We start from the raw sequence: 11,832 nt of genomic DNA on the forward strand, positions 1-11,832 counted from the left end.
TTTGTCCTAATCAATTAAAACAGATACCATGAGATTCCAAAAGAGACTATTAGTTTTATGTTTAGCTATGAGTTCATTTGCATTTGCACAAGATAATAAAGTATTGCGTATCGCACATAGAGGTGCTATGGGGCACGTAACGGAGAACACAGTAGAATCTGTACTGAAAGCTGTAGAGATGAAATCTGATGCAATCGAAATAGACGTTTTTAAAGTAAAAGATGGCGCTCTAATGGTACATCATGATGATACCTTAGAACGACTAACGAACGGTAAAGGAAATATCGAACAATATACTCAAGCAGAACTACAAGCGCTACTAGTAGATGGTAAATATAAAATGCCTACCCTAGAAGATATTATTGCTGCTATCAATAGGAAAGCGGTATTAAATATAGAACTAAAAGGAGCGAATACCGCAGAAGGTACATACGCTATCATCCAACAGTTCAAACAAAAAGGATGGACGAATGCAGACTTTATCATCTCTAGTTTTAAATGGGATGAATTAGAAAAAATAGCTGCTCTAGATCCTAATTTAGACATCGCTGTACTGACTTCTAAAGAGCCAGCTGATGCTATTAAATTTGCACATAAGATCAAGGCTGTAGCGATCAATCCTTACTTCAAAACATTGAATGAGAAAAACGTGAGTAAAATCAAACAAGCTAAGTTAAAAATATATCCATATACTGCGAATGAGGAGAAAGATATCCAACGTCTAAAAGACTTAAAAGTAGACGGTATCATCACCAACTTCCCAGAGAGAATATAATACATTTTGGTTAGGTTATTTTAAGCAGAAAGGCGTATTCAGTGTGAATACGCCTTTTATTTTATTCGTTATTTATACTTTATATTGCTTCAAAGAAACCTGTGAAATACTGTAAGAATAACACCCATAAGATGATAATCGTAGTACCTAATATCGCTCCAAATAATCCACCGAGTACGAAGTCCTTTTGCTTCAACATCCCTGTACCAAAGACAATGGCATTAGGCGGCGTAGATACTGGTAAGAATAATCCACACGAAGAACAAAGTCCTACCACTAACCCTACCGGTAATAACTGATCTGTAGGTAGTACAATAGCGGCAATATTAATCACAATAGTAGCTGTAGCAGTACTACTCATAATATTAGAAAACAACACTGTCACTACTGCGAAAATAATCATCATCACGATCATATTAAACTCCATCCCTGCTAAGAACTGAGAGTAATATGGTGCTAGTAGCTCTTTAATAGCCATCCCTAGAGATAACCCTCCCGCTACTAGCATCAAGGTATCCCAAGGCAATCTGCGCACGTCCTCTGCTGTGATAATCCCCAACATCGGCAAGAACATAATAGGCACCATCGCGGCTCCTGCTGTAGGTATATGTAATCTACTTCCTAACATCCACATCAATACTGTCACTCCTAAGATGATAATAACGGCTAGACGCTGTAAGCGCATACTATTCGTCATTTCTAAGGCTTTGTTTGCAAACGAAACATCTAATCCTTTTACCTTAGAAGTATACTTGCGCACTACAGCATACCAGAATGTTCCTAATAAAACTACGGCTGGTAAGAACCCTAATAACAACCACTGAGAAAACGTAACATCGAATCCTTTAGATTTCAATACGTTCACTACGATTAAGTTAGGAGGTGTAGATACCATACTCATCATCCCTGCAAAGGTAGCAGCAGCTGGAATACTGACTAAGATAGCCTTAGACATATTAGAGTCTTTCCCCTCTCTATCTATCAAGGGCATCACTGAAGCTAATACCATAGCAGCAGTCGCTGTATTCGAGATAATCAAGGATAGAACTGAAGTAACAATGATAATACCTAATACTAGCATATTAGGATTAGAGCCAAAAATAGAAATGGTCTTCTTAAACAACGACAAGTCAAGATTGGTCTTCCGCATTCCTTCACTCAAGAAGAAACCTCCTAAGAATATCCAGATCACACTGTCTGACCAGGTATCTGATATCTCCTGGGGCGAAATCGTGGCTCCCTGTATATTCCCCATGGTATAGACGAGAAAACCTATAATCATAATCCCTACCGCAAAGGGAGGAATGGCTTCTGTCGCCCAGAGTAATATAGAGAATATTAAAATAAACATGGTGTATTTCTGAGCTTCACTAAAAACATCTGGAGCTAAAAAATAAGTACCTAACAGTGCAGCGACTAAAGAAAAGAAGAAAATACCTACCCTCGTTTTGATATTCCACATATTCCACGAAGCCTCTATTAGAAGCTCACTGTAGAATCGGATACCCGTTCTAATCTTCCTAATCTTGTCAAAGTAATCAAATTCCATATTCTTGTATTTAACCTTTAAAATTACAACAAATTAGTACATCAAGCCACTTTTACTATTGTATAATAAAAACAAAAGTGGAACTCTGACGAGTCCCACTTTTAAGAATTAGTGCATTAACCTGATAATCTATTAACTATGAAAGCATTAATTAAAACTATATTTTAACCCTATTTGTATTTGGTATGGGTTTCCTCTATTGACAGGAGTCCCTTTTGTATTTACTCTATAATTAAATTGTTGTGTAGCTTGATCAAAACCTGGTAAAGCAGCTGTCTCCCCTTTCTTAGGTACCCCTAAAGCATATAGAGACTGCGTTCTCATAGATTTATTCACTCCCCAATCTTTATTCAATAAGTTCGCTACGTTAAATACATCTGCTGATAGCTCAAACTTGTGTTTCCCTTTAACATGGAAAGTCTTCGCTATACGCAAATCAAATACACCATAGAAGCTATTCTTTCCTCCGTTTCTCTCTGCTATTTTACCATAGCTATCTTGGATATAATTTTTAAGGCTACTGCTTACTTCTGGATTATCCATAATCGCTTGTAATCCATCCTTAATATGCTGTGGAGTCTTAGGATCATTGATATCAAATACATACGCTAAGTCATTATTACCACTAACAAAATCTCCATTCGTATTACCTCCTGATAATAAGCTATATCTCGTTCCTCCAATACCAGAGAATCTCACTCCTACATTCACTCCGTAGAAACTAGGTGCATTACCATACACTACTAACTTATGTCTAAAGTGATTATCAGAATAGCTCATCTTGCTTAAATCTCTAGGGTCATCTGCTACTGGTAGTCCTAGTGTAGCCGAGTTAGCTACGTTTCCATTATAAGAAGTATTGTCCTTAGTAGAGTTCCAAGTATAACTCACTGCTATCTGTCCATCTCTGTAATAGTTATAATTCGTGTCAAATACTAAAGCATAGTTATTTACTTTTCCTTCACTTACTAACTCTAATACACGACCTAGTTGGTTTGATTTTCTACCTTGTTTCCAATCAGAAGCACCGTTCGCTAAAATAGTTTCTGCAGGGACGAATACACCTCTTCCTCCTTCATTGTCTAAAGTAAAGAATGGTTTATCCACCATATTTCTATCTTTATAGAAGTAGTTATTACGAGCTAAGTTCATATACCCTGTCACACTCACCTTAAATCTACTGCTGAAGAAGTGTGTATACGATAAGTTAGCCTTATACACCATCGGTACTTTTGCATCTTTTCCTGTGAAGTTGATTGTGCTTAACTGATGTTGAGTCAAAGAAGGTATTGTGTTTTTATCTTTTCTATAAGCTTCAAAGTCTGGAGTAGGTACATCAGCTCCCATTACATCCACAGTAGCTAGCTTACTTCCATCAAAAGTAAGGTTGTTAATCAATGCATAGTTATTCACATCCGAACCAAAGATACCTCCACCTAGACGGATATAGTCTGTATTGTTCTCATTGATATTCCAATCAAACTGAATACGTGGCTGTACAATCAAAGACTTAAAGTTATTGTCTGTTCTTAGTCCTAGCTCATCATATACTAACTGGTTAAACTTAGCTGTCGGATACTTCGCATAATCTAAACGAAGCCCTAAAGTCATATCTAAACCAGGATATAAAGAAGTCTTCATTTGTCCATAGATACCCGCATTTAATATATTCCCATCGACAGTAAGGTCATCTACTAAAGGTACTTCTCTATAATATCTATAAGGTCTTAGATTCTCAAAGCTATCCATAGATGAATATCCTAGAGCAGGATCATTATTAAAATGGAAACGTCCATTCACTTCACTACCATATACTGACTTAGAATTAGTCTGCATCACGTCAACACCGAAAGTATAGTTTACTTTATCTGTGTTATAGTATAAATTATTTACAACCTGAAAAACATTGTTGGTGAACTTCTCTTGTGCAAAACGGTGTCCTCCCAACTGTATATTCGCTGAGCGCACACCTCCTCCAATATTAGAAGTTACGTTCTCCACAATAGCACGTGGTATATACCATCCTGGTAACTCTGCACTCTGATGACTATCCTGGAATGTATATAAGTACTGTACTTTTAACTCATTAGTCAGCTTAGGACTGATATTCGTTCTTAATGTAGCTAATAAACTGTTGTCAACACTCTTATCTGTACCATAAGATTCGTATAGATTAATCTGTGTGTTATCTCCTAATCCTAGTGGATTATAGTCATATGTAAGGTTATTTCTAACCGTCAATAAGTTGTTCTCGTTAATCTGCCAATCTAAACGTAAGAAGGCTGCATCAGAGTTTCTTCTCTTGTCAAATGTTCCGTACTGAGGATTATTAGACACACCATATTTATCACGAGCAATACCTACGAACTTATCTAAAGTCTGGTTAGTAATACCGTATCTATCCTCATCTGCTGGCCCATTAATATCTGCAATCACTAGTGATCGAGTGTCTAACTGGTGATCCCATGCTACAAAATAATGTAGTTTATCCTTAATAATCGGGCCACTTAAAGATAGTCCATATTGATAAGTAGAGTAATCTCTATCCCCTTTCTTATTTCCGTTGATATCATACGGGCTAGATAACCAATCTGCACGCATATAAGAGAACATCGAAGCTGAGAACTCATTGGTTCCAGATTTAGTCACTGCACTTACGGTTCCTCCTCCACTTCTTCCTAATGTCACATCATACTGATTCGTCACTACCTGAAACTCACGTACTGCCTCCATAGATACAGAATATGGAGCACCACTTCTACTAGTAGTCGCCCCTCCTGATGTAGGATTCTTAGCAGTAGTACCATCTATCGTAAAGTTAATAGAAGATCCTAGTTGTCCTCCTATAGACCCTCCATTCGATAAAGGTGATAAATCCGTTAGGTTAGCAAAATTACGTCCGTTAATAGGTAAATTCTTTATAGAGCTTGCTGTAAAAGTAGTCGCTGCCCCCAAAGACTCCTTCTGATTCTTTAAGCTCTTTCCATCAATAACGATTTCTTCTAAATGCTGATCATCTAATCCAATAACAATATCTACGAATACATTATCACCTTGGTTTACGTAGTACCCCGTTTTTTTTACTTCTCCACCAGTCTCATCCTGTGTAACAACGATATAAGGACCTCCTAATGGAATTTCTTTAAAGACAAACTCCCCATTAGCATTCGTCTTAGTGCGGGTGGTAAATCCTGTAGAGGTATTTCTAATCATAACTTCTTTTCCCTGTTGGATCGCATTATCCTGTAATACGATCCCTTGGATAGAAGCTTGTGTGGTTTGAGCAAAAACTTGTGCACTAAATAAAGTCGCACATACCAAACCTGCTAATTGTAATTTTTTTTTCATTTACGTTACTACTAGTTGATTAATGAAGTCAAATCTATTCTTCCATTATTATCTCTAGATGTTTAGTGCGTAAAGAAATTGTCATTTTTAAATTCAAGAATTCTAAGAGTTATTATTAAAGTGTTAACTCATAGTCATCTTATACTAAAGTCTGTCTTTTTCTGTCATCTCTATTTCTTTAGAACTGTATTTTACCTTTTGGTTTCCTAAATTATACTTTAAAGAAATAGCAAAACCTTGTGTATCGCTATAGTCTTTAAAGTAGTTATTTTGATTCGCATAGTTAGTACTAATGATCTGTCTGTCACTACCAAAAATATTATACACATACAAATTAGCAGATAACTTATTCTTCAAGAACTCTCTACTCATGATAAAGTCTGTACGCTGATAACTACTTATTCTAAAAGTTCCTTGTACACCTGGTGTATAAAAACTATAAGTCAACATCGCTTTCCAATTACTCTTTTTTTCTAAAAGTGCAGAAGCATATAGTTGCCCTCCAAAACCGAATGCATCATTCTTATACAACTTCTTATCTAGACCATAAAAGTAATCTTCCTTATACTCTAATCTTAAATAGCTATTTAGAGTCAGCCACTCTCCTACTTTATACGGCGTGTTTAAACTCATCCCTGCTACCTGTCTCTTATCTATATTTGTATAGTGATATACTAATGTATTAGTAGCATCCTCTTGATATGATATTTCCATAGATGGATTCTGCTCTCTCTTATAGTACATCTCTAAACTCCACTCTTTATAATCATAACTCAGACTAAAATTATGACTGATTGTTGGTTTTAAATCAGGGTCTCCTTGAAAGTAAGAAAACAAATTATAATAACTCTTCGCTGGGTTCATCCAAGAATACGAAGGTCTGTCAATGCGCTTGCCATACGAAAAGCCCAAATGATGATCGTCTGTTACATCATACTTCACATAGGCTGTAGGAAATAACTTAAAGTATGACTGTGTGTCACTCCCTACCCCTGTGCTCTTCGTCTGAATGCCTGTGTACTCTCCTCTCAATCCTGCTTTAATCTGCCATTTATCCCATTGCTTCGTAAATGAAGTATATCCTGCCCAGTTGATTTCTTGATAATCATAATCGTTACTCTTGTCTTTATTAGGATTCCCTGTTTTAGTATCAAAAAAGTCTAATGAATATAAAGCTTTGACAATACTATACTTTCCTCCTAACTCCCACTTCGTTGTTTCTTTATCTATCGTATAATCAATACCAGATACAGCTAATCGTGTACGCGAGTTATCTTTCGTTGCGAAAAAGCGTTCAGTTGGTACTTGATTTTTAAAGTTTAATTCAGTTCGTACATCTTGGTTATCTTTCTGGTTATCATACGTAAAATAAGAAGACCATAATAAGTTTTTCTCTTGACTAAACTTCTTGTCTAACATAAAATACCCTGTGTACGTATCCATATTAGCACGCTTCTTATTAAAAGTAGTATAGTTAGATTCTACAATCCACTCTTTATTATAGATTAATGTAGGGATGACATAATCACCTTTGGTTTGCTCATTAATATAGCCATCCCCTCCTAATGTCAGTGTCAATGTACTATCTACCTTTACATCCATCTCCGCATTAAAACTATGTCTTCCTCTCATCTTATTCATACGAGTCAGGTCTGTACTCCAACGCTCTCCGGTCTCATAGATAACGTTGTCTTCATTATAGCGTACTCCTGATCCTTTTGTATAAGAATAATTTCCAGATAAATTCACTTTATCACCAGAGTAAAAATGTTGTGTACCTAAGGTGTTAACTGCATAGGTAGTTTGTTTAAAACGATCTGTTACACTCCCTTTATATCCTAAGTTTACGTTCTTTTTTAATTTAATGTTCAATACTGTTCCCCCCTGAGCATCATACTTAGCAGGAGGATTAGTAATAACTTCTACAGCCTCTACCTGTGTACCATCTGTAGATTCAAGCATCTCTTTTAACTGCTCTCCTGTCAGCATCACCTTTCTATCGTTAATCGTCACCAATATACTAGAGCTCCCACGGATACTTAGGTTATCTCCTATCGCATTGACCCCAGGTGTTTGTTTCAGAATATCCCACGCATTCGTAGTCGCTAATGGTGTGTCTTGCACATTAAATACTAATCTGTCTATCTCTCTTTTTATAGTAGGACGCTTAGCGGTAATCATTACTTCTTCTAAAATAGCATTATCTTCTGCTAACTCTACTACAGCTGAAGTGGTACCTAAAGCTATCGTCTGAGATTTAAATCCTACATAACTAAATTCTAATTGGGTAATCAATGTATTAGCGTCTAAATCATAAACACCTTGTTCATCTGTATAAACAGACTGTACTATCTTGCCATCTGCATCTTTAGCTACAACAGTAACAAAAGCCAATAGTTCCTTTTTATTGTCTATTACTTTTCCTTTGATCTGAGAGTTTGTTGTTTGTGCATTTACTAATACACTTAACAATAATATGCTCCATAAAATAAGTATGCGTACCATAATTTCATTAATTTTAAACAAAGGTGCTGTATTCAGAAAAAGAAGGCGGTTAATGAACGGTTAATGAACGGTTAACAGCAAAAGCCTCTTGATGTATTACTCTCTTTTTAAAGTATATTTGTGTATATGAAAAAGCTAAATTCTAAATATTACTTAATCATCTTTTGTTTGTTTTATATACTTCTTGTAGGGGTAATGATTTTTTATTTCATGCAAGCAGTTAAACTAAAACAAAAAGAAATAAGTAGTATCTCTCATCAAAAAATGGATGATTTACTAGAGGAGCATTTCTACAAAGAAATTAGCTTAACAAAAGAAAATTTACTGTATACTTCTTTTTTAGACCTACTGCAGCAAAAAACAACCTTAGAAAATATCAAAACAGACTTTACTTCTGTCCTAGACAAGAATAATGAATTGTTTACAAAAAAGATAGACAGTACGTTCTCTACCTTAGGATATGAAGTGGCTGCAAAAATAGTTATCAAACAAGTAGTTATACATGATAGCAAAGAGGAGTTATTAGATAAACCTTTTGTCCTTTTAGAAACAAAGCGAAAACTGAACGCTCCCCAAAGAATAAATACTTCTGAATGGGAAATTAATGAGACTAGTATAAAGGATGAAGGTGATACATGCACAGAATGTCCTGATAGTTATAAACTACATATCACTATTTACCAAGAAAGATTTATAGAGGTAACTAATTATTTAAGCTTAACACTAAGGCAGTTATTTCCCCTTTTAAGTGGTTCTATTCTAATCTGTGTTTTTATTCTCATATTATATTATACTACTTATAAAGCTATCAAAAGAAAGGAAAGAGAAATAACTAATCTCTACAATATGGTAGATAATGTCTCTCATGAGTTTAAACTACCTATCGCTACTCTAAAATATGGTTGTAAGAATCTGTCGAAAGAATATGAGTCTCCTACAGTGAACCTTCTACTCCGTCAAGTAGATCGATTAGACCGATTACAGAATAGCCTTAATCCTATCCTATCAGATGAAGAAGAAGGTTATAAAAAAGAAGATGCTTTAGTACTGATAGAGGATATCCAAAACCTGTATCCTGAAGTACTATTAGCTATAGAATGGAATGCTAAAGATGAACTAAATCTCTCTAAAACTAAAATAGAAACTGTACTTCTTAATCTATTAGAAAACAGTATTAAATATGGTGGAACAGAGATTAAATGTATTATCTCATCAGAAGCTAATCAGTATACTATCACAATTATAGATAACGGAATGGGTATCGCTAAGGATAAACAGAGTGATGTCTTCAAGAAATTCTATAGAATACGAGAAGGCAATATCCATAATACCCAAGGACTAGGCATCGGATTATACCAAGTACAACAAATAGTAAAATCACTTCACGGAAGTATTAATATAAATAGTAAACTACAAGTAGGGACTACTTTTAAAATCACAATACCTTATGTATAAATTGTTATTAGTAGAGGATGATATTGATTATGGTACAGTTATCCAACAGTATTTAGGTATCTGTGGTTTTGAGGTAAAATGGTTCACTACTCCAGAAGAAGTTATAGATACTGTAACACAAGAACACTTTGACTTAGCGATATTAGATATTATGCTCCCTCAGAAAGATGGTTTTACCTTATCGAAAGAGATTAATACGGTATTACCTAACTTGCCTTTCTTATTCTTAACAGCAAAGAACCAAAGTATTGACCGCTTAATGGGGTTAAAGTTAGGTGCTGATGATTATATATCTAAAACATGTGATCCTGAAGAACTAAAGCTTCGAATAGAGAATATCCTAAAGCGAACTGCTGTACCAAAAACAGAACAGTACTTATTAGGCAGCTATACTTTTAATCCTATACAGCTAAAGCTGAGTCATCCCTCTGAAACGATACGTCTGACAGAACGAGAAAGAGATTTATTACTTCTATTAATCAGTCATAATGGTGATATTATCTCTCGTGAAGAGATCTTACAGAAGCTTTGGCCATCTGCAGACTACTTTAATGGACGTAGCTTAGATGTATTCGTCACTCGCTTGAGAAAATACTTTCAACACGATGAATCAATAAGTATCCTGAGTTTAAGAGGGGTTGGTTTTGAGGTGAACTTATCCCTTAAATAAGCTTGGTACTACTCCGTAGTAGCAATATAAAAAGGGACTGCGAGTAAGATCACAATCCCTTTACTTATTCTATTTATCTTGAAAACGTTTGAGAAAAGTCTCGTTCAGTTTTCCTTTATCTTTGATTCTGCTTAAAGCTTCTAAGGCTTTCGTTTTATAACTTTCATCCTTAGTCTCTTTAAATAATTCGTCTGAAGCAAGTGCATAATTAGCATTAAAGTCATCTAGCGTATTAAAAGTAGTTTGGCACTTATCTAAATATTCTAAACCTGCCTCATACTGAGTATCCGCTATAAAGAGTATTCCCTTCATTAAATATACTTCTTGCTGTCGTTGCTCCGTCCAGGTATTCTCTGTTATATACAACTCTTCTGCAATACTTAATTTTTGTAGTCCATTAGCAATGTCTCCTAAAGAAGTAGCAGTAAGTCCTATTCCATAATATCCATCAGGGTCATTGGGAAAGTCCTTGATCAATTCTTCGTATTTCTTTCTCGCTAAACCAATATTTCCAACTCTTAAAGCTGCTTCTGCTAATTCCTCTTTAAACACTGAATTACTCTTACTAGCTAAACTATCAGCATAGTAATAATACGTTACTGCGGCTTCGTGTTTATTTTGTTTAGTTAAAGCCACTCCAGTGAAGAAATATGCATCACAAAGTGTTTTATCTCTTTCTATTAAACTAAAAAACACTTTACCTGCGATATTATAATACTTAGGTGAATTAAGAGCTTCTAAGCCTACTTTATATAATCGTTCTACTTCTGCATCATCAGATGGACAACTAAGCTCTAAATCATCATAAGAACACTTATAATCAACAGTCTGAGCATAAGTAAAGTTATACGTAAGACACCAAGTAGTAAAAAGTAGAAATACTACAATCTGTAATTTATCTCTGGTAAACAATCTCGCTGGTAGGAGATGCATTATAATATTCATTATTTTCTTGTTCTTTAATACGATCAGTAAACAACACTCCATTCAGGTGATCAAATTCATGTTGTATAATGACAGCTGTAAAACCTTCTATCACTTCTTGGAAATGCTCTCCACTTAAATCATAGTAAGTAATCTGAATAGCTAAGCTTCTATATACTTCTCCATATTCATTAGCAATAGATAAACACCCTTCTTCTCCTCTTCTCAATATTTTAGAATACCATACAATCTCTGGATTAATAAAGAATTCGAATGGTTCTCCTTTTTTATCCATTCGTTGCACTAGAAAAACTCTTCTATTGATACCTACCTGAGGTGCTGCTATCCCTACTCCAGGTTTCTCTTCATTGCGAACAGTTTTATACATTCTCGCAATCAGATATTTTAAGTTCTCATCTGTCGGTAATACTTCTTCACATCTCATTCTAAGCACTTGTTCTTCCACAGGGCTATCTACCTGATAGACATGCATTGGTTCTTCTACAGTACTTTGTTGTATAAGAAGATTTTCTATATCGTTTAACTTGGTGTAAGTATTCATTTTATTTTGTTTTACAAGTCAAAAATATAACTTAAATCACATAT

8 protein-coding genes are annotated in these 11,832 nt (G+C 35.1%); 3 read left to right on the top strand and 5 right to left on the bottom strand.

What is annotated here, in order from left to right:
- Positions 1–28 precede the first annotated feature (28 nt).
- A complete protein-coding gene (locus MYRA21_RS02640; protein WP_006260356.1) occupies positions 29–775 on the top strand; it encodes a glycerophosphodiester phosphodiesterase family protein in 747 nt (248 codons plus the stop codon).
- A gap of 79 nt (positions 776–854) precedes the next feature.
- Here MYRA21_RS02640 and MYRA21_RS02645 read toward each other — a convergent pair whose 3' ends face one another.
- From MYRA21_RS02645 to MYRA21_RS02655, 3 genes are all read right to left on the bottom strand, one after another.
- Complete coding sequence (locus MYRA21_RS02645) at positions 855–2,324, bottom strand: DASS family sodium-coupled anion symporter (RefSeq protein WP_006260357.1); 1,470 nt, start codon at positions 2,322–2,324, stop codon at positions 855–857.
- 147 nt (positions 2,325–2,471) lie between these two features.
- Positions 2,472–5,672 (bottom strand): TonB-dependent receptor, encoded by a 3,201-nt coding sequence (locus MYRA21_RS02650; protein WP_006260358.1) that lies wholly within the window; start codon positions 5,670–5,672, stop codon positions 2,472–2,474.
- A 144-nt stretch (positions 5,673–5,816) separates the two neighbouring features.
- Complete coding sequence (locus tag MYRA21_RS02655) at positions 5,817–8,177, bottom strand: outer membrane beta-barrel family protein (RefSeq protein WP_006260359.1); 2,361 nt, start codon at positions 8,175–8,177, stop codon at positions 5,817–5,819.
- A 126-nt stretch (positions 8,178–8,303) separates the two neighbouring features.
- On the opposite strand from MYRA21_RS02655, the gene MYRA21_RS02660 reads away from it, so the two are divergent.
- Both MYRA21_RS02660 and MYRA21_RS02665 read left to right on the top strand, forming a co-directional pair.
- Positions 8,304–9,632, top strand: a complete 1,329-nt coding sequence (locus MYRA21_RS02660) for a sensor histidine kinase KdpD (protein ID WP_006260360.1) — start codon at positions 8,304–8,306, stop codon at positions 9,630–9,632.
- The gene (locus tag MYRA21_RS02665) at positions 9,625–10,302 is read left to right on the top strand and encodes a response regulator transcription factor (RefSeq protein ID WP_006260361.1); all 678 of its coding nucleotides are present in this window, start codon (positions 9,625–9,627) and stop codon (positions 10,300–10,302) included. The genes MYRA21_RS02660 and MYRA21_RS02665 overlap by 8 nt, the downstream gene beginning before the upstream one ends.
- Before the next feature lie 69 nt (positions 10,303–10,371).
- Here MYRA21_RS02665 and MYRA21_RS02670 read toward each other — a convergent pair whose 3' ends face one another.
- The gene (locus tag MYRA21_RS02670; RefSeq protein WP_230486187.1) at positions 10,372–11,247 is read right to left on the bottom strand and encodes a M48 family metallopeptidase; all 876 of its coding nucleotides are present in this window, start codon (positions 11,245–11,247) and stop codon (positions 10,372–10,374) included.
- Entirely contained in the window at positions 11,198–11,788 is a 591-nt protein-coding gene (def, locus tag MYRA21_RS02675) for a peptide deformylase (RefSeq protein ID WP_006260363.1), read from the bottom strand. The genes MYRA21_RS02670 and def overlap by 50 nt, the downstream gene beginning before the upstream one ends.
- Positions 11,789–11,832: the final 44 nt, after the last annotated feature.

This window comes from Myroides sp. A21 (assembly GCF_000807225.1).
In the GTDB taxonomy this organism is placed as follows: Bacteria; Bacteroidota; Bacteroidia; order Flavobacteriales; family Flavobacteriaceae; genus Flavobacterium; species Flavobacterium odoratimimum.

What these genes read in the sequence shown, in the direction of transcription:
- MYRA21_RS02640 (WP_006260356.1), top strand. Translation starts at nt 29, where the DNA reads ATGAGATTCCAAAAGAGACTATTAGTTTTATGTTTAGCTATGAGTTCA.
- MYRA21_RS02645 (WP_006260357.1), bottom strand. Translation starts at nt 2,324, where the DNA reads ATGGAATTTGATTACTTTGACAAGATTAGGAAGATTAGAACGGGTATC.
- MYRA21_RS02650 (WP_006260358.1), bottom strand. Translation starts at nt 5,672, where the DNA reads ATGAAAAAAAAATTACAATTAGCAGGTTTGGTATGTGCGACTTTATTT.
- MYRA21_RS02655 (WP_006260359.1), bottom strand. Translation starts at nt 8,177, where the DNA reads ATGGTACGCATACTTATTTTATGGAGCATATTATTGTTAAGTGTATTA.
- MYRA21_RS02660 (WP_006260360.1), top strand. Translation starts at nt 8,304, where the DNA reads ATGAAAAAGCTAAATTCTAAATATTACTTAATCATCTTTTGTTTGTTT.
- MYRA21_RS02665 (WP_006260361.1), top strand. Translation starts at nt 9,625, where the DNA reads ATGTATAAATTGTTATTAGTAGAGGATGATATTGATTATGGTACAGTT.
- MYRA21_RS02670 (WP_230486187.1), bottom strand. Translation starts at nt 11,247, where the DNA reads ATGAATATTATAATGCATCTCCTACCAGCGAGATTGTTTACCAGAGAT.
- def (WP_006260363.1), bottom strand. Translation starts at nt 11,788, where the DNA reads ATGAATACTTACACCAAGTTAAACGATATAGAAAATCTTCTTATACAA.